Source organism: Acinetobacter dispersus (assembly GCF_009884975.1).
In the GTDB taxonomy this organism is placed as follows: Bacteria; Pseudomonadota; Gammaproteobacteria; order Pseudomonadales; family Moraxellaceae; genus Acinetobacter; species Acinetobacter dispersus.
Genome location: NZ_CP041970.1, coordinates 1,581,178 through 1,604,768, shown reverse-complemented (window position 1 = coordinate 1,604,768; position 23,591 = coordinate 1,581,178). Strand labels below are relative to the sequence as shown.

Genomic DNA, 23,591 nt, shown 5'->3' with positions numbered 1-23,591 from the left:
AGATTAACTCTAGCTTTTTTTACCTGACAAAACCAGCTGACTTAATGATTTTCCGAAGCATGGTTGATAGTGTATTTAGGAATCTCGATTTCTAAATCTTCATCAACAATCTCTACTTGGCAAGACAGGCGAGAATCAGGTTCTAAGCCCCATGCGCGGTCAAGCAAGTCTGCTTCTACATCATTCATTTCTTCAAGGCTGTCAAAACCTTTACGCACAACTACGTGACAAGTGGTGCAGGCTGCGGACATGTCACAAGCATGTTCAATTTTAATGCCATTTTTTAATAAACTTTGGCATAAATTGGCGTTATGTTCGACTTCAAATTCTGCACCTTCAGGGCAAATTTGTGCATGAGGAAGAACTTTAATACGTGGCATATTGATCACCTATACCTTTAGTTTGAGTTTGACCAATCTTCAAGTTTCGTACCTTTTAAGGCATGGTCAATATGTCGGTTCATACGAAGCGCAGCAAAGGCATCGCTATGAATTTTAAGCTGTTGAACGGCGTGTTCAATCGCTGCCAGCTCATCTGTTTTAAGACGGGCTTTTAACGCTTCGGCAGCAAGAATTAAGTCACGAGCCTGTTGCTGAGAGAGCAAATCAGTATCTGCTTTTAACGCTTGCTCTAAAGCCTCCAACTCACGTTGTGCTTCAACTTTGGTTTCTTGCAAGTGACGAAGATGTTTATCTTCTTCTGCGTATTGGAAACCTTCAACCAGTAAGCGCTCAGTATCTGTTGAAGATAGGCCGTAAGATGGTTTGATATCGATTTGCGCCTGAACACCAGAAGTGGTTTCTTTAGCTGAAACCGTTAATAAACCATCAGCATCGACTTGGAACGTTACTTCAATACGCGCTTGACCAGCAGTCATTGGTGGGATGCCATGTAATACAAAGCGACCCAATGAACGACAATGCTCAACCAGATCACGTTCACCTTGAACCACATGAATCAACATCGCGGTTTGGCCATCTTGATAAGTGGTAAATTCTTGACGGCGTGCAACAGGAATCGCTGTATTACGTGAAATCAGACGCTCAACCAAACCGCCCATGGTTTCAAGGCCAAGAGAGAGTGGAGTCACATCAAGTAATAATGAGCCATCTTGGCTATTACCAATGAGCTGGTTTGCAGTGATTGATGCGCCAATCGCAACCACTTCATCTGGGTTGATGGTGCAAAGTGGTTCACGTTCAAATAATTCACGTACCGCTTTTTGTACTGCATAAGAGCGCGTAGAACCACCAACAAGAACCACATGTTCAATGTCGTCAAGTTCAAGTTTGGCATCACGTAATACACGTTTGCACACGCTCATGGTTTTATCGAGTGCAACTTGAATAATCGATTCAAAAGTTGAACGATCTAAAGTCAGGCGATCATCCAATAGTTTTAATTCAGCAGAATCATGGTCTGTTAAATGTTCTTTGGCTTGACGTGCAGCCATGATGAAAACAGCGTATTCTTCATCACTTAAAGTATCGATATTGAGCTGTTTTTTCGCCCATTTTACGATTAAGCGATCAAGATCATCACCACCAAGGGCAGTGTGTCCACCTGTTGCAAGAACTTCAAATACGCCTTGCGAAAAACGTAAAATCGATACGTCAAAAGTACCACCACCTAGATCGTAAATAACGTAGTTACGGTCAGTACTTAGATTGGTGTCTTGATCTAATCCATACGCTACAGCGGCAGCGGTGGGTTCATTTAATAAACGTAAAACGTTCAAACCTGCAAGCTGAGCAGCATCACGGGTGGCTTGACGTTGTGCTTCGTCAAAATAAGCAGGAACGGTAATCACCGCACCATTTACCGGATTACTCAGGCTTGCTTCAGCACGATCTTTTAACTGTTTTAAAATTTCAGCAGAAATTTCGACTGGTGTTTTACGACCAACAGCGGTTTCAAATGCAGGCATTTCATTTTCCGCACCTACGAGTGTGTAGGGATGCTGGAATTTGATATCTGCTTGCGAGCGACCCATAAAGCGTTTTACTGAAACAACTGTATTTTTAGGATCAGTCAGCATAAAAGGTTTAGCTTCATAGCCAAACGTGGTTGCATCCTTTGCATAGTGAACAATAGACGGCAGTAATACTCGGTCTTTGTCATCTTGTAGAACTTTCGGTTTTCCCGATAGCACTGTCGCCACTAAAGAGTGGGTTGTCCCTAAGTCAATGCCGATCGCAATACGATGTTGATGCGGGGCAGTAGCTTGACCTGGTTCAGCAATTTGCAAAAGCGCCATGCGTGCGGTATCCCTTGAAAATAATCGGTAACAGCGGATTAAAAATCATCATCGAGGTCGAAGCTTTCTTCTTCGTCCAACATGCGATCTTCAGCTTTATCAATATCATTCATAACACGTTGGAAAAAACGTAATTTACGAACAGTATCACGTGCTTCTGCCCAGTCTTCGTCAGCAAAATCAATTTTAAATTCGCGAACTAAACCATCGATCCACTGTTGAATTTCAACTTTTAGTGTATTTAATTGCTCTGTAGATGTTGCTTCATCTAATTGTTCACGCATTTCGAGTGCAGATTGCAAAAATTCAAAATCACTAATGGATTGGTCCAGATGATGATCTTGTTTTTTTAAGGCAAGCAGATACGCAGCACGACTGTCAACTTGTGAAAGTACTTTAAATGCTTGATTGATTTCGCTCGACTTGATCAATGCGTGATCTTTGTCAGTGGCTTTATCTGGGTGATATTGCTGTTGCAAACTTAAAAACTGTTTTTTTAAAGCTGCTAAATCTATATCGAGTGCTTCGGGTAATTGGAACAACTCAAAATGATTCATGGGAGATGAATTCCGCTATTGATAAATACGTTAAAACAGTGCGGAACACACTGTTTTGACGAAAAGAAAGAGGGGTGTTGCCAGTTAAACAGTAAATGATTCACCGCAACCACATTCACCTTTTTGATTTGGGTTGTTAAATTCAAAGCCTTCATTCAGACCATTTTTGACATAGTCCATCTCTAAACCATTGAGATAAACTAAGCTTTTCGGGTCAACAAAAACTTTAACGCCAAGTTGTTCAAATACTTGATCATGCGTATCGACATCATCGACAAACTCAAGTACATAAGCCAACCCAGAACAACCCGAAGTTTTCACGCCAATACGAATGCCTTCGCCCTTACCGCGGTTTTGCAGGTAATTGCTGATGTGACTCGCAGCATTTTCAGTTAAATGGATCATGAAAACTCCAATGTTATTTCGTTCATCAATTAAGCTTTCGCTTTCTTGCCACGATAGTCTTCAATCGCAGCTTTAATTGCATCTTCAGCCAATACAGAGCAGTGTACTTTTACTGGTGGAAGTGCAAGCTCAGTCGCGATATCAATGTTTTTGATTGATTGAGCTTCATCAAGCGTTTTACCTTTTAACCACTCGGTTACAAGAGAGCTTGATGCAATTGCAGAACCACAGCCATAAGTTTTGAAGCGAGCTTCTTCAATTACGCCATTGTCATCGACTTGAATTTGTAAACGCATTACGTCGCCACACGCTGGTGCACCGACCATACCTGTACCTACGTTTTCTGCATTCTTGTCTAAAACGCCAACATTACGAGGGTTTTCGTAATGATCAATTACTTTTTCGCTATAAGCCATGTTGCTTCTCCAAACCTCGGGGTCAGCCTAATATTAATATGAGGGTGAAAACACGTTTTTCAATTGAGGGTTCAATGAATTAGTGTTCAGCCCATTCAACTGTTGAAAGGTCGATACCTTCTTTGTACATATCCCAAAGCGGAGAAAGTTCACGCAATTTCTCAACTGCAGCTTTGGTAATTGTTAACACGTGATCAATATCTGCTTCGGTTGTGTATTTACCAAAACTGAAACGGATTGAACTGTGCGCTAACTCATCAGATAAACCTAAAGCACGTAAAACGTATGAAGGCTCTAAAGTTGCAGATGTACATGCTGAACCGCTTGAAACAGCAACATCTTTCAGTGCCATCATCAGTGATTCACCTTCAACAAAGTTGAAGCTGACATTTAGATAGTTTGCAACGTTTTGAGTTGGGTGGCCATTCAAGAACACTTGTTCAAGGTCTTGTAAACCATTCCAAAGCTTGTCGCGTAATTTACGGATACGCTCTTGCTCTGCTTGCATCGTTTTGCCAGCAATTTCAAAAGCTTCACCCATACCAACAATTTGGTGTGTCGCTAAAGTACCAGAACGCATACCACGCTCATGACCGCCACCGTGCATTTGTGCTTTTAAGCGAACACGTGGGCTACGGCGAACGAAAAGTGCGCCAATACCTTTAGGACCATAAATTTTGTGGCCAGAAAAACTCATCAAGTCGACTTTCATCGTTGAAAGATCAATTTCAACTTTACCTGCTGCTTGAGCGGCATCGACATGGAAGAACGTTTTATTGGCGCGTGTTAGTTCACCGATTGCAGCAACGTCTGTTACGGTACCGATTTCATTGTTCACCATCATTAGGGATACAAGAATGGTATCAGGGCGTAAAGCTGCTTTAACCATTTCAGGTGTAATTAAACCCGTACGTGGTTCTGGCTCTAAATATGTAATTTCGAAACCTTGTTCTTCAAGCTCACGGCAAGGATCTAACACTGCTTTGTGTTCGATTTTACTTGTAATGATATGTTTGCCTTTTGAGCCATAGAACTGAGCAATCCCTTTTAATGCAAGGTTGTCAGATTCAGTTGCACCTGAAGTCCAAACGATTTCACGTGGATCTGCTTTGATTAAATTTGCAACTTGCTCACGCGCATACTCAGCTTTTTCTTCGGCTTGCCAACCATAAGCATGTGAACGTGACGCAGGGTTACCAAAAGTCCCTTCGAACGTTAAACATTCCACCATACGTTCTGCAACTTCAGGCAGTACAGGAGTGGTTGCTGCGTAATCAAGATAAATTGGACGTTTCATGTCAAATACCTGTAACCGATAGAAGGGCTGAATCTAAGCTTGGTGAATTTTGGCGTAGAGCAACAGTTTGAACGTTGTCACGCGCAATTAAATCAGCAAGCGTGATTTTTGCGAGATAATCGGCAATATGGTGGGAGAGTTCTTGCCATAAGTCGTGCGTTAAACACATTGCACCATTTTGGCAGTTGCCTTTGTGGTCACAACGGGTTGCATCAACAGTTTCATTTACAGCTTCGATAATTTCTAGCACGGTGATTTCACTTGCAGTGCGCGCAAGGTGATAGCCACCATTTGCACCACGAACGCTTGAAACTAACCCATGACGTTTAAGTTTTGCGAATAACTGTTCTAAATAAGCGACTGAAATGGATTGGCGTGCTGCTATTTCCGCAAGCGTGATCGTTTGTTCAGTTGGCTGCAAAGCTAAATCAAGTAGAGCAGTCACTGCGTAACGACCGCGAGTTGTAAGACGCATGATTCGGTACACATGGTTAGACTAGATGTCTAAATTTTATGAATTCCGACTAAAATAGTCAAGTTTTAAATTGCCAATATCAGCGTGAAAAGTGAAATATATTGGAATTATTGTATCCACGTATTATAAACAAAAATGGCGATGAAAATAAAGCTGAATACTGCGAAGCCAATATTGATCAAGCGTTGACGCTTTTGTAGACGATGAATACGGTTCTGATATTGCTTCACTTCCACCAACAAAGTATTAATTTCAGTGCGTTGTTGATCGATTTTATCTAACAAAGGGGCGATACGCTGCTGAGATGCAGCTGCTTCAGCTTCATCGTTAAACAGGCTAAACCATTGTTTCCAGTTTGTGAAAATACTGGTGAGTGTGAGGTGTGGGAGTAAGTCTAGAAATTCTTCACCAAGTGCAGCGTCACCCAAAATGCGCATATTGGCAATGCTACGCTGATTGTTAAACACAAAAATCTTAATCAGATCGATGAGTGTGCTATTAATCTCTAAATCAATCGTCCGATCGAGTGCCTTCATATCAAACAACAAACCCTTTTCGGTAAATTGAATGTAAAAGTCGAAAAAAGGGATGTAACTATTGATTCGAATCGTAATGTTTCGATTAATTAGTTTTTGAGCTTGCAGGCGTAAAGCCGCATCATGTGTGAGGATGAAGGAGAAAAAAGTTTCTAAAACAATGATGACAATGTTTAGCAACAAATGGGGATGTTTATGTCTTTGTTGCGTATCACTCATAGATCTCTTTTTCCTTACCAATAACGTTGTGAAACAATAGCGTCTGTAAACTTGAGCATCCTTACTCAATTGTTAAAAATAATTTACATGACTTTATTGCTTTGTAGAACAGTTTTTTAAAACGATCAAGTCTTAACTTTGATATTATAAAAACATTTTTATGGTTAAATACGACATACTGTTTGTAAAGTGCTTAGGAGCAATGGTCAATGGATAACTCAAATATAGAAAATCCTAACGAAGAAGCTGAGGTAAAAACTAAGCAAAAATCAAAGAGTTCTAAGAAATCTGCGCTGGATTTCAAAAAATATACACAACAAATTTGGCTTGCAGGGTTAGGTGCTTTTTCACGCGCAGAAGAAGAAGGGAATAAATTGTTTGACTCCCTGGTCAAGGTTGGAGAAGAACTAGAATCTAAAACTGTCGATTTTGCTGACAATACGGTTGGTAAGGTGACAGAGAAAGCCAAAGAGTCTGTTACAGATACCAAAGATAAAGTTGAGAAGATTTTAGATACGGGTGTGAATCATTCACTGAATCGTATCGGCTTAGTCACGCCAAAGGATCTTCAGCATATCGAACAGCTTCTTGTACAACTGCATATTAAGGTGGATGCTTTAATCGAAGAAAATAATCAATTGAAGGCCAAATTGAATAAAAAGTAAAAAAAATGCAGGTAACTCGTCTGTTTATGTCGTATTTCAGTATTTATTTTAATTAAAAGGTCTTTCTAGTATTGCGTTCTCCCCCAAAGCATTGCTATAAAGGCGTCATGGCCTTTTAAACTATAGCCTTGGATCTTAACAAACGATATTAAGAGGATATTTTTTATCATGAATAAATCAGAATTAATTGATGCGATTGCTGAAAAAGGGGGAGTGTCTAAATCGGATGCTGGTAAGGCACTCGATGCGACAATCGCGTCAATCACTGAAGCACTTAAAAAAGGTGACACGGTTACTTTAGTTGGTTTCGGTACTTTCAGCGTTAAAGAACGAGCTGCTCGTACAGGTCGTAACCCTAAAACTGGTGAAGAACTGCAAATCAAAGCAAGCAAAGTACCTAGCTTCAAAGCTGGTAAGGGTTTAAAAGATTCGGTTGCGTAATCTTTTTAAATCAATAAACGCACCATTTAGGGTGCGTTTTTTATTTATTGAATGAAAAAGTTAATTTGATCTTTATTCTCCATTCATTCGTCTTTGTTTTTCAGTTAAAATTGCCCCGAAATAAAATATTGGAATTCTTATGGAATCGTTTCGTACTCTCATTAAGGGTTGGCTTGGCAAAGTCCTGTTAGTTTTGTTTTTGACTCCTTTAGCACTTGTCGGTATAGAAGGGTATTTTAGTGGTAGCAATAAAGCAGACGTTGCGAAATCAGTAAACGGTCAAGATATTTCTAATAAAGAATTAGAAAGTGCAACCAAGAATTATAAAGATCAATATTTATCATTGGTGAAAGGTGATGAATCTCTTTTAAACTTGCCTGTTATTCAGGAAAAAGCACTAGATGCACTTGTTGCGCGTAGTTTGTTGCAACAGCAAGCTGAGAAATTGGGTTTGACTTTAAGCGATGTGCAACTTGAGCAAATGTTAGCTCAACAACCAAGCTTTCAAGAAAATGGTCAATTCTCTCAAAAATTATATGAAAACTATTTGCGTTCTGTTGGGATGACCAATCAGGCATTGATTGCCAGCTTACGCCAAGACCATGCACTTAAAATGATTTCAACATCATTGATGGATTATGCATTGGTGAGTAAGTCAGATGTGCAGCAGTTAGCTAATTTACAAACTGAACAGCGTACTTTGCACTTGGCAAGTATCAAGTTAGATGACTACAAAAAAGGTGTAACTGCATCAAATCAAGAAATTACTGATTACTACAACAAGCATAAGAATGAATTTAAGCAAGTTGCCAGTGTCGATGTTGATTATGTGGTTTTAACGCCAGCATTGTTGCCTAAAGCGAATCTAGCAGTGACTGAAGCGGATTTACAGCAGGCTTATACCGCTTTTGTTGATGAACAGAAAAAAGCAATTAAGCGTCAAGTTAAGCATATTTTAATTACCACGGATGCACGTGATGATGCTGCTGCTCAGAAACTTGCCAATGAAGTTTATGCAAAAATTCAGGCAGGTATGACATTTGCAGATGCTGCTGCTCAGTTCTCGGACGATCCAACTTCGAAGACTCAAGGCGGTTTGGTTGACGCTTATGCGCCAGGTGCATTCTCTGCCGATTTTGATAATGCAGTGAATGCATTAAAAAATGGTGAGATTTCAAAACCTGTTAAAACGCAATACGGTTATCACATTATCGAAGCCGAATCACCAATGGTGAAACTGCCATCATTTGAATCGGAAAAAGCGCGTTTAACAGCTGAAGTAGAAAAATCTAAAGCGGCGAATTTATTCAGTGACACGGTCAATAACCTGAATGAGATGGTTGTTGGTAGTGATTCGTTAGATGTAGTTGCACAAGAAGTGAAGGGCGCACGTATTGAATCTGCAAATGATGTGACTTTAACAACGGATAATCCATATTTAAGTGATTTGAGTGTTAAGGCAAAATTATTTAATGATGACGTGAAGAACGGTGATCGTAATGCTTCTTCAAACATCCAGTTGGCCAATGGTGATACAGTTTGGATTAAGGTTCGTAACTATCATGCTGCGGGTGTAAAACCTTTGGAGCAAGCAACAGCTGAAGTTAAAGCAAAAGTGATTGAAGCGAAGGCTTATAAAGCAGCACAAGCGAAAATTGCAACAATCCTTGCTGATTTTAAAACACTACCAGCTGCACAGGTCGTTGCAAAATCACAAGTTACTTTTGAAAATGCAGGCACTTTCGCTCGTTCACAAGGTTTAAAACGTCCAATTGAACGTGCCGCATTCAGTATCCCTGCACCAAGCAAAGATGGTTTATGGTCTGCGACGACTGCTAAATTACCAAACGAATTAGTGATCGTAGCTGTTTCAAATGTGAATAGCAGTGTAGCAAGTACTTTACCAGCAGAACAGTTACAAGAGTTGAATAAGCTTTATCAACAGTTCCGTGGTCAGCAGGTATTGGAAGACTATACTGAATACTTAAAATCACAAGCAAAGATCAAATAAGTTTGTTCTAAGCATAAAAAAGCCAGTTTGTTTAAACTGGCTTTTTTATTGGAGGCTATAAACTATTTTTTCTGAATAAATTTAGCTTCTTCAGATTGTGGGTATTGGCTGAGCAGCTTAGTTTTATATTGATTTGCTAAAGCAGTATTTTTATCGACTTCATTGGCAATGCTATATAACTGATAAACTGCACGAGACGCTTTGGCTGAGTTTGGATAGCGAGTCGCCACAATATTATAGTTCTGCTTTGCTGCTTTATAGTCTACAGGTTCAACTGCTAGGTAAAATTCAGCAAGCCAGAAGTATGCATTCCCGACATAAATACCATTCGGATGGTTTTTAATGAAGTTTTGCATTGGTTGAATGGCTTTTTTTGCACCGCCTTGTTTGTAGGCATCAAGTGCAACGGTGTAGGCTGCTTTTTCTAACTCGATTTGATTGGTGGTGTTGCTGGTTGTTGCTGTATTGGCTGGTGGTCGATCCGCAGCGGGCTGTGCTTTGGCTGGTGTTGTTTGTTGTTGTGCTGGCGCTGTAGGAGCGATTACAGATGCTGCTGTGTCAGTACTGGCTGTTCCAGTTGCAGCTGTTTCATCTTGAGCTTCGGCGTTTTCTTCTGGTGGATCAATCTTTTGTGAAAGCAATTCTAAGCGCTGATCGAGATCGGTATAGCGATTGGTGAGCTCTTTCTTTAATTGCTCGATTGCATTGTCATGTTCTTCAAGTTGACCACGTAACTTACGAATTTCTTCTTCAAGTTTTTGGTTCTTTTGCATGATTTCCCAGTTCAAGCTTGGGGAACCTGCAACAACATTATTGGCTTGTTGTTGGCTTAAAGAGCGCGATTCAATAGGAACATTGGCATATAAATGTGCACTGCTGAGCAGGGCAATAAAAAGTACGGAATGCTTTTTTAGCATAAAAATTCATCCATAAGTTGAAATATAAAGCTGTGGTCGAACAAGTCTTCACCTTTTACTTGCAACACACCAGATATAGATTTTTGATTAAGCCATTAAAACAGCAACTCATTTAAATGCAATAAGCATTTACAATCTTCAAGCACTTTTGAAGGAAATTGGTTGGTTGTTGTTTAATGTTTAAACACAATTAAAATAAATAGATAACAAATATATAGAGATTGATGAGGAATTAGGCAGTTGAGTTGAAAACTCGCTGAAAAACAGAGACAAGGCTTGCAACTCAGATAAAAATCTCTATACTTTGTCAGGCAATGGTAGCCCTGCTGGTAGCTTCGCAATTGTACTCTACGAACCCCGCCAGGACCGGAAGGTAGCAACGGTAGTAGAACTATGATGTGCCGAAGTCATGCTGGTAGGGCTGCCACCATTTATTCCTCTTCGCTCGTTCGAGCAATCGCTTTCATAATTACCCCCATATCAAAACCACGATATTGTAAAAATCGAACTTGTTTTGCTTTGATTTTAGGGTCAGTTGCGACTTCTTCTCCAAATTTCTTGACCTTAAGCTGATAAGCTTGATCAAGCCAGTCTACTTCTTGAAGTTCCTCAGTAATTAGCTCTGCATCCAGTTGTTTTGCTTTTAATGCCTGTTTGATTCGTTGTAAACCTTTACCTTTTCTAATTTGGCTGGCGAGCGTCAGCTCAGCAACACGTTGATCACTTTGATAGTTCTGTTGTGCTAATTCTTCGACAAGGTTGGCCACTTCATCTGGATTGATTGCATAGAGATTTAGTTTGCTGATTAATTCAGCTTTTGAATAATCACGACGCGTGAGTAGGGCAAAAGCATAGGAGCGTAATCGTTGCCCAGTGAGCGTTTTAGGTTTCTCGGTTTGATCTGAATTAAACATGCCTTCCTCATTAAAAAAAAACGCCCCGAAGGGCGTTTCAGTTTAGATTTCTAGTAAATCTGGTTCTTCTTCAATCTCATTTTGAGCTGCTTCATTTTTATTCTTGGTGAGAAGCTGTTCACGAATGATTTTTTCAATTTCTTGAGCCATCAATGGATTCTCTTCAAAATGACGAATCACATTATTTTTACCTTGCCCAATTTTATTACCTTGGTATGAATACCAAGCACCTGCTTTTTGAACGATATCTTGTTGAACGGCTAGATCAACGAGTTCACCCAACTGGTTGGTACCTCGACCATACATGATTTGGAATACCGCTTCTTTGAACGGAGGTGCCATTTTGTTTTTAACAACTTTAACGCGTGTTTCGTTACCTGTGATTTCATCGCCTTCTTTTACTGCACCGATACGACGAATATCTAAACGAACAGAAGCATAGAATTTAAGTGCATTACCACCCGTTGTTGTTTCTGGGCTACCAAACATGACACCAATCTTCATACGGATTTGGTTAATGAAGATCACCATACAGTTTGAGCGTTTTGCATTACCTGTGATCTTACGCAGTGCCTGGCTCATCAAACGAGCCTGTAAGCCCATGTGTGAATCACCCATTTCGCCTTCAATTTCAGCTTTCGGGGTTAATGCAGCTACGGAGTCGACAACGATGAGGTCAATTGCACCTGAGCGAACCAACATGTCAGCAATTTCTAGTGCTTGTTCACCATGGTCGGGTTGTGAAACCAATAGGTTATCAATATCTACACCGAGTTTACGTGCATATTCAGGATCTAAAGCATGTTCTGCATCGATAAATGCACATGTACCGCCATTCTTCTGACATTGTGCGATCGCTTGCAATGTCATGGTGGTTTTACCTGAAGATTCTGGACCATAAATTTCAACAATACGACCCTTAGGTAATCCACCAATCCCTAATGCGATATCTAATGTTAGAGAACCTGTAGAAACAGCTTCAACTGCTAAAACAGTGTTATCACCTAAGCGCATCACGGTATTTTTACCAAATTGCTTTTCAATCTGACCTAAGGCAGCTTGTAGCGCTTTACTTTTATTATCATCCATCTCAAAACCTCAAAACTTTATTTCTTAACGACTAACCCAAGTGGATGTATTGAATCTCAACTTGTTGGGACTTGAGTATAGTGGCAGATTCTAGTTGTTTATTCTACATCTGATCTGTGTCTATGCGACACGAGATGACGCATCCAAAAACAGAAAATATTCATCCAATCTATTCATCATGATAAGACCAGGATTGTACATTTTCTTGCTTAAAACGATTGATATCACGACGATCTTTTTTGCTTGGTCGATGATCTGGTCGGGCTAGATTATGCAATTTTCGTTGTGAGGCATGCAACTCCCTACGCTCTATACTTTCTGCAGTTTCTTCATAAAGTAGTTGTGCCATAGGCGCGCCACCACGGATAGAAGAAAGTGCTTTGACAACTACGGTTTTCTTCTCAAAACCTTGTTGAATGGTCAGTTCCATTCCAATACGTACATCTCTAGAGACTTTGACGCGATCATTATTGTGATGGACTTTACCACCTTCAATTGCAGCTTTGGCAATCGAACGGGTTTTAAAAAAACGTGCGACCCAAAGCCATTTGTCAATGCGCATGGTATCCATGCTTTCTGCTTCATGCTGTTTTGGCATCTGTTACCTGTGTGTTGGTTTCAAGATAATCAAAGAGTTCAGTGAGCTGATCGAGTGCTGGGTAAGGCAATTCAGTAGAAAGTCTTGCTGCTTTGCTGCTAGAAGGTTGAAGAATACTGAACAGTTGGGGGATGCCAAAATCTTCTGCACCTTTTAGTACAGCAACTGTGTCATCAATAAAGACTGCCTGTGCTGGATTAAATGGATGCTGTTGCTGTAGTTTTTGCCAAAAGCCAACGTCCTCTTTGGCATGCCCGAGTTCTTCACTGCTGATCATAAGTTCAAAGTATGGGCTCAGTTCGACATTTTCAAGTTTGAGTTGTAAGCCTGCACGATCTGCATTGGTTAGTAACCAGCAACGATAACCTTGGGCATTGAGTTGTTGCAAGAGTTGATGACAGCCGACACGGGCACGAATTTTTTCGCGATGCTCGTACTGTAGTTGTAATACATCAACTCCAACTTTAGCCGTCCAGTACGCCGAAGAATACCAAGATAGTGTATGCTTATGCTGTTGGTAAAATTGAAATAGTGTTTGTTGACTTTGCTCAAGTGTACATTGGTGAACTTGAGCATGACGTTCAGGCAAACAATGATTCCAAATGAAATCATCAAAGGCTAAATCGAGTAATGTGCCGTCCATGTCGAACATGACGATAGGCTGCTGTAAATCTGAATATGACATAAGGTTGGTCTATGTTTATTAAAACGCTTGCCCCACAAGATCAGTTAATTTCACAACTTGTTCCGATCATGGCGCAGGCAAGTCAAATATTGTTGGAAGAATACCAAAGTTATTGTGCTGGTTGCGAGTTTAATATTCAGGAAAAAAGCGATGATTCGCCTGTAACGCAAGCGGATTTAAAGGTAAATCACTTCTTATTAAAGCACTTAGCGACAGTGACGCCTGAATTACCGGTATTGTCTGAAGAAAGTGATTATTCAGCCCGTGCAGCATGGCAACAGTGTTGGATGCTAGATCCGTTGGATGGTACTAAAGAGTTTATTCATGAGCGGGATGAATTTACGACTAATCTGAGTTTGATTGACGGTCATCAGACCATATTTGCGATTATTGCTGTGCCATGCGAGCAGGTAATGTACATTGGACATACCTCGCAATTACCGTATAAATATAGTTTCAGTCGACAAGAGTGGTTCCAATATCAGCTTGAAGAGCATGATCTGGTGGCTCCGTTGCAAATTGGTTTGAGCCATAACAGTAAAAATCCAAAGTATAAAAATTTTATTGAACCGATTTTGCAGAATCGTGAAGTTGAGCGTCGTGAAGCGGGCAGTGCTTATAAGTTTTGTATGATGTTGGAAGGGGAAATCGATATTTATCCGCGTTTCCATCCAACCTCAGAATGGGATACCAGCTCAGGACAAGCCTTGTTAGAAAGTATTGGTGGTGGCTTGATGACCTTGGATCAAAAACCATTTCTATATAATCAGCGCGAGACTGTGTTGAATGGTGGCTTTATCGCTTATCGTGATCAGCATTGCAAAAATATTGCATACGATGCGCTCAGTCGTTCTGGCATTTTAGATTGAGTGTTATCTGGCTCATGCTATAGTGAGTTAAATTAAAGCCTGTATGTGAATATGACTCTGCATTTATTGCCTAAAAGTATGTTTGAAGCAATTGATTTACTGCCAGATGCTTCAACGCCTGTAACTTTGTTTACGCGCCACTCTTTACGTGAGTTGGTGAATGGGCAAGGTTTGGCAGGTTATGATCTGCAGTTGACTGAGCAAGGTCGGGATTTGGCTTATGCTTGGGGGCAATATTTAATTCAAAATACGGATCGGGCGATTCAACATTGTATTTCCAGCCCGATTCAGCGCTGTGTGGATACTGCTGCTTTGATGATTGAAGGTGCTGATGAAACACGTAAAGCCGTTAATACCCATCAGATTGAAATTGTTGAGCAGCGTCTATTGGTTGAACCGGGCAGCTTTGTTTTGGACATACAGCAGGCAGCGCCTTATTTTCGCAAGCAGGGTGCATTAGGGTTTATTAATAGCTTTGTGAATAATGCTTTACCTGGGATGAAACATCCCATTACAGGGGTATTTGATGTATTGGAATTGCTTTATCATACCCATCCTACACAACAGAATGGTTTAAGCTTGGCTGTAAGTCATGACACAATTCTTGCTGCAATTGTCGCGGTGATCTCAGGTAAAAATCAAATTGAACAAACGGATTGGCCAGACATGATGGAAGGTTTGTTTGTATGGTTTGAGGGTGATGATTTTGCGGAAAGTCAATTAAAATGGATTTGGCGTGGTGAGCGGCAAGCGTTAGAAATAAAGCAGTTTTTGAATCGCTAGCTCTGGTCGACAATAGAAAGATTGCTTTGAAATACTAAAATCAAATCGGATAATAACTCACTAATCAATAGAATTAGATTGTTGTTGATGTGAATCCAAAAAATGATCATTTGGATTCACATATTTACAGGATTGGATTAAAGCCTGATTAACTACATTTTCCAATTTTTTGTCCTTCGATATTACTGAGGTTTGCTTGCAACTTGGTTGAAGCCGAACAGTGAATATTCCCTGAAATTATCGACTTATCTAAACTTAATGTTGTTGCAGCTTGTGCAATATGTATATCACCACTGACACTTGAGTTGATTAATTTGATTGCTTTTGCTTGGTTAGCTTGAATGCTGCCTTGGATAGACGAGCTATTTAAAATCAAACTACCACCTTTCCCGATATTTACATCGCCTTCAATTGAGGAATTGTTGAGTGTGCAATGTGCACCTGCGGGAACGGTGAGGGTACTGAATGTATTGTTCTCGATGGTACTTGTGCAGCTTGCAGCAAAACTTAGACTGCTGCATGAAAAAAGTGCGACTGCGATGATGAGCTTTCCATTCTTATGCATTTGGCTCTCCAGTTTTGTAGATTGATTATTGTTCAGAACCTAAATTTAAATGAATTCTAACGGTATAAAGTAGGTAGTTTGAGTGAGGGAAGTGTAGTGCTGGTGGGGGAGTTCTGTTTAATTTAGAAATCTAAATCATATTGAGTTACGGTAAAAGTGTAATAAATCCAGTCTTTCTTGTTTTTACGATAAATTAATTTCCCTTCCTGCTATTTAAGTTGATAGTATATATAAATACATGATTTATATTAATTTTAACTAATTAACTTAATTTGTCATTAACGATAATTTATCAAGTTTTTCTTGGGGAAGTGTGATGCAATTACAACTTAAACATTTAACGGTTTGTTTGTTATCGGCCATGATCGTCGCTTGCGGTGGTGGTGGTGCAGATCATTCAAATGCAACAAATAATACGGAGCCGCCAAAAAATGATCATGGTGCAGGAGGAAATACCAGCCCTACGCCAGGTGATGGAACCAATGAGTTACCTGGGGATGGAACGCCAGAGACTCCAAATAACGGTTCAGGAAATACAAAACCTGAAACACCGAATAATGGCAGTAATGGTTCGGGTAACACGACACCAGAAACACCGAGCCAAGGTGGAGGAGGCAATACAGAAACACCATCCATTCCACCTGTGGTAGAAAAGTATCCAGAACCTCGTAAAAATATAATAGATGAATCGGTACTTGGTTTTTATGATTACGATAAGCTTGGACTGCCACGTCTACTGCGTAATGATCTAAATGGCAGTTTTGCTGCGATGCTGCAATTTGCACAAAGTCATGTGGTCAATCCTAAGAATAATGAAAAAGACTCAATGCCACGTCTAACCACAGAAAAAGATGCCTTATTGTTGGTGACACCATTGGCAGAAATGGGTGATTTACAGAAGCTACAAGTCGAAATTTATCAAGGTAATCAACTACTCAGAACGGTTAAATTAAAAGAGCCGTCAAGAATTGCAGCCTCTGATCAATCCAATACTGATGGGCGTCCGCCTGTGAGTTACTCTAAAAGAGCATGGACGGTTGCTTTAAAATGGAGCGAAATTCGTGCCGGTTTACATCTCCGCGTGGTTGATCCGCTGAATAATCGTAGTGGCGATTTAACTGCAGACAATATTGATTTGGCTGCACCAGGTGAACTGGTTGTACAAAATATCCGTTTGGGCTTATTAACGGACCCTCCGAAGTCAACAGGCCACTATATGTTGCTTGAACCTGCCAAAGCAGGGACAGATTATTTTCAGACTATTCCTGCTGCACGTATGATCGTGACCAAATATGAGGATTTAAAGCTGAATAAAGTCATGGTCGCAAGTGGGGTGATCTACGACTCGGCAAGTGCAACCACGGGTGATGTTTATAGTGGGGATATGCGTGAAAATACAGCTAAATCAACTTTTGGTGTGGGAATTAACTTGGCCAACTGGGGCATCACCAGTGCTTCAATGGCGAGCCAAGAACAGCCACAAATTACGCAAAGTGTGGTGGCCCATTATGCACGCGGCAAATATAGTAACGGTGAGGCAACTCACGGTCTCAGTGGCGGGAATGGTATGCTGACCTTGATTGACTCTGTCGGCAATGAGTTTAGTCATGAGATTGGTCATCATTATGGGCTTGGGCATTATCCTGGTTCTGTTGGGGATAATATGTTTTGGGCAGCACACCATGCAGACAGTGGCTGGGGCTATATTGCGTTTAGAAATAAAATGCGCGGTAATCTCAATTGGACGACGACCAATTTAGGTGATGGTGCAAATGGTGTACCGAACTTCCTGAATAAATATGCCTATGGTTGGGATGCAATGTCTGGTGGTGCGACGGCAAGTAGCATTTCTAAATATACGCATTACACTGGCTATAGTACCTATTTAAAAATTCAGCCTGCATTTGATCGTTATGTTTGGGATGCAACTTCTCCAACGGGTTATAAAAAATGGAACGCCACAACCCGAGTCATGGAAGTTGCTCAGCCTAAAACACCAAACTCAAGCAATGTTTGGTATAACCGTGCTGATGGTAATTACTTGAAACCAAGAATGTTTGGTGTGCCAGTCTATACCATCTTGGGTGGATATGATCCAGAGGCACAAGTGGGTTTGGTTTATCCAGCAGCCAAAGGAAATTGGGGCAATGTGTTTGATCTACCGCAAGCCAATCCGAATACAGTAACAGCAAGTTGTTGGCTGAATGTGCAGTTTGCCAGTGCAAGTCAAAATATTGCTTTAGCACCGCAACGAATGAATTCGAATAGCAACGCCAATAAGTTCCATGTCAACCTTGCACAAAGTGATGCACCGCAGCAAGTGAATTTGTATTGTAAAAAGGCCAATCAAGCAGCAGTGCTACTTTCAAGTACATCTATTCCTGTGAGTACAGTGGCTCTAGCACCTGCAGTTGAAATTGGTAAAGAGGCTGGATATTCAGCGCTTAGAGCGATTGAGCTGCCTCAATTAGAGCAGGCTTTAGTTGAGAATAAAAACAAGCCAGTTGTAAATCTTTCGACGGATGCAAAGTTACTATTTGATTCATATAGAACCTTTAAAGATCAACTATCGCCAGATGCTCAGAATGAGATGGTGCGTTATACCCAGCAACAAATTAAGCTTTATCGACTCAATCGCTGGATCAATGTATATCGTTCGGACTTGACCAATTTAAATGCCGACGCATTAACTGCGTTCCGTGCTTTTGTTGAAAAGTTAGAACTCAAAGGTGATTTGAATTTTGCATCAAGCACCAGTTTATTAAATAGAACCAATTGTTTAAAAGCTGAGAAGTTGGCGAATGGTGATTTAAATGCATTTATTAGTGGATCAACTGGTTGTGTCGGTGATGACTTAGAGAAATGGATTTATGATGCATTGGGTAAAATCCATAATAAGCAATATATAGATCAGTGCTTAACGACTACAGCTGGCAATGTTATCAACCTGATACCTTGTAGCAGTGCAAGTAGTCAAGTGTGGGAGCTTGATACTACGGCACAAGCGATTAAGCAATCGAATCAGTGCTTCGATTTGGAAGGTGGCTATTTAACTAATAATCGTGCGCGTCTAATTCGCTATCGTTGTACCAGTGGTGCTAATCAAAAATGGAGCATTCCAGTGATGAATAATAGCTTGGTGCTTGCGGGTTTGTCTGCGAAGAATCTGGTATTGGCGGCTAAGGTTTTACAATCTAATCCTTAATGATTTGAGTGTTTTATCTGAAAGTCATAAATTGATGATATGAAGTCCTTCGGGGCTTCATATTTTTTATCTAGAATAGATTTCTTATAACGATAAAAAATATAAAAGTGTACTTTTAAAATGTATGAATTTTCGTCATGATATGAAAATAAAAAGCGAAACTTGACGCAAAATTGGATAAAAAGATGTTATTAAACACAATTTATTTATGGGAACCTGAAATCTTTACAGGCAAAGTCCCAGCAGAAGATGATTCACAACAAGTTGCTTTTGAACTTCATCAGCAATATCGGAATATAGCGAGTCACGGCAAAACATTACAAGCATGGTTGGATCTGTTTTCAGACAAAATTTGTGATCCGCAATATCAACTCTATTTTTCTGAACAGACGCAACAGTGGGTACAAGGAATCAAGGATCGATTTGCTCAGGGTTTATGCGCCAGTGTGCAACTGGATGTGTTAGCACATGAAGCACAAAATGATGCGGTTTATCGGGTCTTTTATGAGGCGGTTCATGAAACGGGAATTGGTTTCTATGAACCGAATTATAATGTATGGGCCATTGGTGAGTTGCAATCGCCTGAAAATGCGGTCTCAAATATGTTGCAGCCGTATTTGTTAGAGCCTTTAAAAATCAAAGAGCCTGAATCAATTTCTGAGCCAAAAAATCAATTAAATCATTTTCAAATACCACAAAGCATGCCTGAAGCGGAACAATTGATTAGTCAATGGTTTGAGCAGCAAAGTTATGCCCAGCATTTAAAGTTGGATGTATTTAATGTTGCACATGATTTTATTTCAAATTGGGGCAATATCGGACGGCCTGAACTGGCGTTGGATACAGGCTATCGTTGTTTTTTACTGACTCAAAAGCAGCTTGGTATTTTCTATCAGTTGAAAATGGTGCTTAGGAAATTAACAGTCAGTCCAATGCTGTCTTTTGCGATGGATTTTACAGATCGTTTTATTCCTGATCAATTGCAAGAGCAGTTGCCTGAACGCCTGATTTTTCGTCTACGTTCAATGGATGTGCATAAAAATACGGGGCAAAAAAATAATGTAGAACCGAGTTTTGCGTTGATGGGGCGCTGGGATACACAAACAGATATTCAGGATTTCTTTACTAACTTGGATGCTTATATTAATTTTATTTTTTCAAATCTAGGGCAAGGTCGGTTAGAAGCATTACAGGCATGGGCTTACGGAGATATGCCAGCAGATATTAAAATTGATTTAGATTTTCGTTTTGAGTTGATGATAATTGCATTAAGCCAAGATCAGTTGTATTTGCAAGAACGTTATCAACAGCATAAGGCTTTGTTGATGCAGAGCAATGCCCGAGCGAGCGATTTGGGCTTGTTGGAGGAGAGTTATATATTATGCCAAAAGCTGCTCAAGATCGTGGCAGAGGCGGGAACGGGCTTACAGCCTTATGTGAAAAATTAAAGGCAATAAAAAAGCCCGAAAAATTCGGGCTTTTTTATGTGCATCAAATTAGTTAGCTAATGCTTTAACTTGAGCGTTCAAGCGGCTCTTATGACGAGCAGCTTTATTTTTGTGGATGATGCCTTTATCAGCCATACGGTCGATTACAGGTACAGCTGTTTTATAAGCTTCTGTAGCAACAGCATAATCACCAGCAGCGATCGCATTTACAGTACGTTTGATATAAGTACGAACCATAGAACGTAAGCTTGCGTTGTGTTTACGTGCTTTAACGTTTTGACGAGCACGTTTTTTAGCTTGAGCAGAGTTTGCCACTCGTGCACTCCTTGAAAATAAGTTGGTCTGGGCGGGCTGAAGTTAAAACCAATAAAACATTAGCAACATTCACCAGCCCGTAAACAAGTGCCATATTTTGAGGAAACTAAGCCGCGAAGTCAAGTCTTGTGATACTTTTAAGTACATTTAACAGGTGAAAACTGTGCAAGAAAACGTTACATTAGCCTTAGATATTGATTGGAATAAATAAAAATGAAAATAGGTGATAAAAAGGCAATCGTCATTGGTGCTACAGGTTTGGTTGGTCAAGCGCTCATTGATGAGTTACAACATTCGGATGACTTCAATGCGATTACCGTTGTTGTTAGAAAAAAATCAGATACATTAAAGACTTACAGTAAGGTTAATCAGCTTGTTTTAGAGGATTTCTTATTACTCAATGATGAGGATGTCAGTACTTATACACATGCATTCAGCTGCTTGGGAAGCACCATAAAACAAGCAGGATCGAAAGAGGCATTTTACGCGATTGATTATGAAATCAATGCCCATTTTGCTGATTTAGTTCAGGATAAAAATATTCATTTATTAATGGTCAGTGCGTTGGGAGCGAATGCTAATTCACCAGTTTTTTATAATAAAGTCAAAGGTGAGCTGGAAAACTACCTCAAAAGCTTGTCAATTTATAAGCTATCGATCTTCCAGCCGTCACTATTAATTGGTAAACGAAGTGAAGTGCGGGTCTTGGAAGATATGGCTCAAACGATTTTTAAGCTCGTTGAAAAGACATGGACTAGACCGTTTAAACTTAAACCTGTAACGGCTGAGCAATTGGCGCATACTATGTTGCTTGCAGCACAAACGCAGACAGCTGCATTCAAACTCTATGACAATTTAAGCATACAACAAAGCAAATAATGGAGAATTTCAGTGACAACGATCCCTTTCGTAACGTGTGATTTGTTAGATGATAATCCTGAAAAAGACCTACAAGTGGTAATACCTTCACTCGATGGTAAATTCTTTAAAAGTTATGGTGCGCGTAAGACCTTTGGTGGGCAAGTGGTCACTGTAAAGTGTTTTGAAGATAACTCTCGTGTGAAAGAGCTCTTGGCAACTGATGGTACTGGCAAAGTCTTGGTTGTTGATGGTGGTGCTTCAATGCGTTGTGCGTTGATGGGAGACTTGATTGCGGAGTCTGCGGTAAAACATCACTGGAATGGCGTGGTGATCTATGGTTGCGTACGTGATGTCGATGCGATTGCAGAATTGGATTTAGGCGTACATGCATTGGCTGCAATCCCGCAAAAAAGTAATCGTAAAGGCATAGGTGAAGTTGATATCACATTGTATTTTGGCAGTGTGACGATCAATTCTGGTGATTATCTCTATGCAGATAATAACGGTATTGTGATTGCAAAAGAAAAATTAGTCGATTGCTAAAAGGATAGCGTTATGTTGAAAATGGTGAACCATCAATTCAAGGTTTTACAATCTGTGCTTGCAAGTGTGATTGAAGGTGGGCGAGGTGTTTCTGGCACACCATTTCCAAATCAACCTGCAAAAGCACTTAAGCTCTATGAATTTGAAGGTTCTCCATTTTGTCGTCGTGTCCGCGAAGTCATCACCTTGTTGAATTTGGACGTAGAAATTTATCCATGTCCTAAAGGTGGTCAAAAGTACCGCCAAATCGTCAAAGCAAAAGGTGGTAAACGCCAATTTCCATTTTTGATTGATGAAAATACAGGTGACCAGTTATATGAGTCACAGCAAATCATTCATCACTTGTTTAAACATTATGGGAACAGTGGGCAGACACCGAAGAAATTTAGTCATTACCCAAAACTCCCTTATGTCTCTACTTTAGCAACAGTTGCCAATGCAGCGCGTGGTGTATGGATTAACCAGCAGATTGTTGATCGTCCTGCGCCAGATGAATTATTGGAGCTGTGGAGCTTCGAGGCCAGTCCTTATACGCGTTTAGTGCGCGAAGTTTTGACGGAATTAGAACTACCTTATATTTTGCATAATGTCTCAAAAGAACGTTGGCAGGACATGGGACCCGCAGCTTTACGTTTAAAACCTGGAAAATATATTCCATTGCCTAATGGCAAACGCGAAAAGGTTGTAGAGGTGATGGGGAGAGATATTCAGGTTCCGTATTTGGTTGATCCGAACACAGGCGTAAAAATGTTTGAATCTGCCAACATTGTGGAATATTTAAAAACGCAGTACGGAAAATAAGTGCTAAGAAAGCATCTCGTAGAAGATGCTTTTTTTATAGGTAGTTGTGTGATGTGAGTGTTGCTTGATTGGTCGTTTTAACGGTTTAATACCAGTGAAAAGTAGAGTGATGTGATTGATCGATGTTAAGCCAGTTGAGCAAACTATTCAAAAGTTCCAAAGAGACACCTGAGCAGTTATTTTTAAAAGAACATGCTTTGGTATTTGATGCAGAGCAGGGCGCGATTCTGAATGGCGTGGTGTTGAATGGGTTGAGCGTTCGTTTGGAATATTTTTCTAATCGAAAATTAGACCGATTTGATGATTTAGAAAAGCTATTTCGGATTGCACCACAAATCAATGAAAAGATTGACTTGGAAATTCATTCACAACGCTTTGTTGAGCGATTAGGAAATACAGAAGAAAATCTAAAAGAGTTGAAGCAAGCGATTAAAGTGTTAAATGACTATTATGTGAAATTTAAGCGGGCTAAATAGCCTAAGTGGGAAGATGGTCTTTAAAGTATAACATCCAAACTATAAAGCTCATAAACCACAGACAAGAAGCGAAAAATATAATAATAGATAAATGCCTTTCTTCACCTGCTAAAAAGTGAAGTAGTACAAAGCATAGCCCTAAAAACAGGAAGATATTTATTATGAATAACCACATCTCTAATACCCATTGGTAATTTGATAGTTTATTTTTCGAGTTGTCATATAGGGTAGAGCAATGCATGA

The 23,591-nt window shown here is 40.1% G+C and carries 26 protein-coding genes and 1 other RNA gene; 12 read left to right on the top strand and 15 right to left on the bottom strand.

The window, feature by feature from the left end; genetic code table 11:
* Positions 1-41 precede the first annotated feature (41 nt).
* The 8 genes from fdx to FPL17_RS07350 all read right to left on the bottom strand — a co-directional run bounded on the left by fdx (position 42) and on the right by FPL17_RS07350 (position 6,162).
* Positions 42-380, bottom strand: coding sequence for an ISC system 2Fe-2S type ferredoxin (gene fdx, locus FPL17_RS07385; RefSeq protein ID WP_004652975.1), 339 nt, complete (start codon positions 378-380; stop codon positions 42-44).
* Between the two features lie 17 nt (positions 381-397).
* Positions 398-2,257: a Fe-S protein assembly chaperone HscA gene (hscA, locus tag FPL17_RS07380; protein ID WP_159884248.1), complete on the bottom strand. Its 1,860-nt coding sequence runs from the start codon at positions 2,255-2,257 to the stop codon at positions 398-400.
* Positions 2,258-2,295: 38 nt separating this feature from the next.
* A complete protein-coding gene (hscB, locus tag FPL17_RS07375; protein ID WP_159884246.1) occupies positions 2,296-2,814 on the bottom strand; it encodes a Fe-S protein assembly co-chaperone HscB in 519 nt (172 codons plus the stop codon).
* An 84-nt stretch (positions 2,815-2,898) separates the two neighbouring features.
* On the bottom strand, positions 2,899-3,219 hold the full coding sequence (gene iscA / locus FPL17_RS07370) for an iron-sulfur cluster assembly protein IscA (RefSeq protein WP_004807977.1): 321 nt from the start codon (positions 3,217-3,219) through the stop codon (positions 2,899-2,901).
* A 29-nt stretch (positions 3,220-3,248) separates the two neighbouring features.
* Positions 3,249-3,635, bottom strand: a complete 387-nt coding sequence (gene iscU / locus FPL17_RS07365) for a Fe-S cluster assembly scaffold IscU (protein ID WP_004652980.1) — start codon at positions 3,633-3,635, stop codon at positions 3,249-3,251.
* 79 nt (positions 3,636-3,714) lie between these two features.
* On the bottom strand, positions 3,715-4,932 hold the full coding sequence (locus FPL17_RS07360; RefSeq protein ID WP_004807975.1) for an IscS subfamily cysteine desulfurase: 1,218 nt from the start codon (positions 4,930-4,932) through the stop codon (positions 3,715-3,717).
* A 1-nt stretch (position 4,933) separates the two neighbouring features.
* The gene (locus FPL17_RS07355) at positions 4,934-5,407 is read right to left on the bottom strand and encodes an Rrf2 family transcriptional regulator (RefSeq protein WP_004807972.1); all 474 of its coding nucleotides are present in this window, start codon (positions 5,405-5,407) and stop codon (positions 4,934-4,936) included.
* Between the two features lie 107 nt (positions 5,408-5,514).
* Positions 5,515-6,162: a hypothetical protein gene (locus tag FPL17_RS07350; RefSeq protein WP_159884244.1), complete on the bottom strand. Its 648-nt coding sequence runs from the start codon at positions 6,160-6,162 to the stop codon at positions 5,515-5,517.
* A 209-nt stretch (positions 6,163-6,371) separates the two neighbouring features.
* Here FPL17_RS07350 and FPL17_RS07345 point away from each other — a divergent pair, with 209 nt between their 5' ends.
* The 3 genes from FPL17_RS07345 (at position 6,372) to FPL17_RS07335 (ending at position 9,279) form a co-directional block, all read left to right on the top strand.
* A complete protein-coding gene (locus tag FPL17_RS07345; protein ID WP_005152136.1) occupies positions 6,372-6,827 on the top strand; it encodes a phasin family protein in 456 nt (151 codons plus the stop codon).
* A gap of 168 nt (positions 6,828-6,995) precedes the next feature.
* On the top strand, positions 6,996-7,268 hold the full coding sequence (locus tag FPL17_RS07340; RefSeq protein WP_004639426.1) for an HU family DNA-binding protein: 273 nt from the start codon (positions 6,996-6,998) through the stop codon (positions 7,266-7,268).
* Positions 7,269-7,407: 139 nt separating this feature from the next.
* Positions 7,408-9,279: a SurA N-terminal domain-containing protein gene (locus tag FPL17_RS07335; protein WP_159884242.1), complete on the top strand. Its 1,872-nt coding sequence runs from the start codon at positions 7,408-7,410 to the stop codon at positions 9,277-9,279.
* Positions 9,280-9,341: 62 nt separating this feature from the next.
* Here FPL17_RS07335 and FPL17_RS07330 read toward each other — a convergent pair whose 3' ends face one another.
* The gene (locus FPL17_RS07330; RefSeq protein ID WP_159884240.1) at positions 9,342-10,196 is read right to left on the bottom strand and encodes a YbgF trimerization domain-containing protein; all 855 of its coding nucleotides are present in this window, start codon (positions 10,194-10,196) and stop codon (positions 9,342-9,344) included.
* Positions 10,197-10,520: 324 nt separating this feature from the next.
* On the opposite strand from FPL17_RS07330, the gene ffs reads away from it, so the two are divergent.
* An RNA gene (gene ffs / locus FPL17_RS07325) (signal recognition particle sRNA small type) lies at positions 10,521-10,617 on the top strand.
* A 10-nt stretch (positions 10,618-10,627) separates the two neighbouring features.
* Here ffs and FPL17_RS07320 read toward each other — a convergent pair.
* The 4 genes from FPL17_RS07320 to FPL17_RS07305 form a co-directional block, all read right to left on the bottom strand.
* Positions 10,628-11,110, bottom strand: a complete 483-nt coding sequence (locus FPL17_RS07320) for a regulatory protein RecX (protein WP_159884238.1) — start codon at positions 11,108-11,110, stop codon at positions 10,628-10,630.
* Positions 11,111-11,152: 42 nt separating this feature from the next.
* On the bottom strand, positions 11,153-12,199 hold the full coding sequence (recA, locus tag FPL17_RS07315) for a recombinase RecA (RefSeq protein ID WP_004807961.1): 1,047 nt from the start codon (positions 12,197-12,199) through the stop codon (positions 11,153-11,155).
* A gap of 169 nt (positions 12,200-12,368) precedes the next feature.
* The gene (locus FPL17_RS07310) at positions 12,369-12,797 is read right to left on the bottom strand and encodes an RNA-binding S4 domain-containing protein (protein ID WP_151715792.1); all 429 of its coding nucleotides are present in this window, start codon (positions 12,795-12,797) and stop codon (positions 12,369-12,371) included.
* Positions 12,781-13,482: an HAD-IA family hydrolase gene (locus FPL17_RS07305; protein ID WP_159884236.1), complete on the bottom strand. Its 702-nt coding sequence runs from the start codon at positions 13,480-13,482 to the stop codon at positions 12,781-12,783. Before FPL17_RS07305 ends, FPL17_RS07310 begins: the two co-directional genes overlap by 17 nt.
* A gap of 11 nt (positions 13,483-13,493) precedes the next feature.
* On the opposite strand from FPL17_RS07305, the gene FPL17_RS07300 reads away from it, so the two are divergent.
* The gene (locus FPL17_RS07300; protein ID WP_159884234.1) at positions 13,494-14,351 is read left to right on the top strand and encodes a 3'(2'),5'-bisphosphate nucleotidase CysQ family protein; all 858 of its coding nucleotides are present in this window, start codon (positions 13,494-13,496) and stop codon (positions 14,349-14,351) included.
* Between the two features lie 51 nt (positions 14,352-14,402).
* Positions 14,403-15,134 carry a histidine phosphatase family protein gene (locus FPL17_RS07295; RefSeq protein WP_005189594.1) on the top strand — a complete coding sequence of 244 codons (732 nt, stop codon included), beginning with the start codon at positions 14,403-14,405 and terminating at the stop codon, positions 15,132-15,134.
* A gap of 148 nt (positions 15,135-15,282) precedes the next feature.
* On the opposite strand, the gene FPL17_RS07290 is transcribed toward FPL17_RS07295, so the two are convergent.
* Positions 15,283-15,699 (bottom strand): hypothetical protein, encoded by a 417-nt coding sequence (locus FPL17_RS07290; protein ID WP_159884232.1) that lies wholly within the window; start codon positions 15,697-15,699, stop codon positions 15,283-15,285.
* 316 nt (positions 15,700-16,015) lie between these two features.
* Between FPL17_RS07290 and FPL17_RS07285 the strand changes: the two genes are divergently transcribed.
* Together FPL17_RS07285 and FPL17_RS07280 are read left to right on the top strand one after the other, a co-directional pair.
* Positions 16,016-18,904: a M66 family metalloprotease gene (locus tag FPL17_RS07285; RefSeq protein WP_159884230.1), complete on the top strand. Its 2,889-nt coding sequence runs from the start codon at positions 16,016-16,018 to the stop codon at positions 18,902-18,904.
* Between the two features lie 185 nt (positions 18,905-19,089).
* The gene (locus FPL17_RS07280; RefSeq protein WP_159884228.1) at positions 19,090-20,352 is read left to right on the top strand and encodes a hypothetical protein; all 1,263 of its coding nucleotides are present in this window, start codon (positions 19,090-19,092) and stop codon (positions 20,350-20,352) included.
* 48 nt (positions 20,353-20,400) lie between these two features.
* Here the strand turns inward: FPL17_RS07280 and rpsT are convergent, their stop codons facing one another.
* Positions 20,401-20,667, bottom strand: a complete 267-nt coding sequence (gene rpsT / locus FPL17_RS07275) for a 30S ribosomal protein S20 (RefSeq protein WP_004807943.1) — start codon at positions 20,665-20,667, stop codon at positions 20,401-20,403.
* A 213-nt stretch (positions 20,668-20,880) separates the two neighbouring features.
* Between rpsT and FPL17_RS07270 the strand changes: the two genes are divergently transcribed.
* From FPL17_RS07270 to FPL17_RS07255, 4 genes are all read left to right on the top strand, one after another.
* On the top strand, positions 20,881-21,546 hold the full coding sequence (locus FPL17_RS07270) for an NAD(P)H-binding protein (RefSeq protein ID WP_159884226.1): 666 nt from the start codon (positions 20,881-20,883) through the stop codon (positions 21,544-21,546).
* Positions 21,547-21,558: 12 nt separating this feature from the next.
* On the top strand, positions 21,559-22,071 hold the full coding sequence (gene rraA / locus FPL17_RS07265) for a ribonuclease E activity regulator RraA (RefSeq protein ID WP_005189586.1): 513 nt from the start codon (positions 21,559-21,561) through the stop codon (positions 22,069-22,071).
* 12 nt (positions 22,072-22,083) lie between these two features.
* On the top strand, positions 22,084-22,872 hold the full coding sequence (locus tag FPL17_RS07260) for a glutathione S-transferase N-terminal domain-containing protein (protein ID WP_159884224.1): 789 nt from the start codon (positions 22,084-22,086) through the stop codon (positions 22,870-22,872).
* A gap of 122 nt (positions 22,873-22,994) precedes the next feature.
* Entirely contained in the window at positions 22,995-23,348 is a 354-nt protein-coding gene (locus tag FPL17_RS07255; protein WP_159884222.1) for a hypothetical protein, read from the top strand.
* Positions 23,349-23,591 lie beyond the last annotated feature (243 nt).